The organism is Halomonas sp. IOP_14 (assembly GCF_021021315.1).
Taxonomy (GTDB): Bacteria; Pseudomonadota; Gammaproteobacteria; order Pseudomonadales; family Halomonadaceae; genus Vreelandella; species Vreelandella titanicae.
On record NZ_JAINWD010000115.1, the window covers coordinates 1 to 629 of the forward strand.

At 59.0% G+C, this 629-nt stretch carries 1 protein-coding gene; it reads right to left on the minus strand.

Going from position 1 to position 629, the window contains the following annotated elements:
• On the minus strand, window positions 1-629 hold a 629-nt coding region (locus tag K7H09_RS24345), incomplete at both ends, for a biotin/lipoyl-containing protein (RefSeq protein WP_230806388.1).

Sequence of the window (629 nt, forward strand, 5' to 3'; positions counted from 1 at the left end):
CTTTGAGCACGCGATCTTTCGGGCCGCTGGGTTTAACGAGTCCCAAGTCGACGCCTAGTTCACGAGCCAGCATGCGTACCGCAGGGCCGGCGTGCACCAGCTTGCCATCCCGGGGCTTATGGGCAGCCATCTGTGCTTCCGGGCTGGGGGTACCGGCCGGAGATTCAGACGGTTTAGCGCTGTCCTTGCTGTCACTGCTCTGCGAGGCTTTTTCTGGTGCGGCCTTTTTCGGTGCCGCTTTTTTGGCACCCGCCACTTCCATATAGCCGATCACATCGCCTTCAGAGACGGTGTCGCCCTCTTTAACGGTCAGCTCAAGAAGCTTGCCTTTGTAGGGGCTGGGCACGTCCATAGAGGCTTTATCAGACTCTAGGGTAACCAACGGGTCTTCTTCATTGACTTCGTCACCCGCCGCTACGCCGATCTCGATAATCGGCACGTCAGAGGAGCCAGAAAGATCCGGTACGCGAATCTCTTTGCGCTCCGGCTCGCCACTGGCGGCCTCTTCCTGATCATCTTCAGCCGTTTCTTCCGGCTCGCTACTGGCTTGGCTAGAGGACGGTTCTGGAGAAGAGCTCTCTTCCGATGCGTCTTCGCTGTCGCCGCCTTCGCCGACGATCTCCATCTGG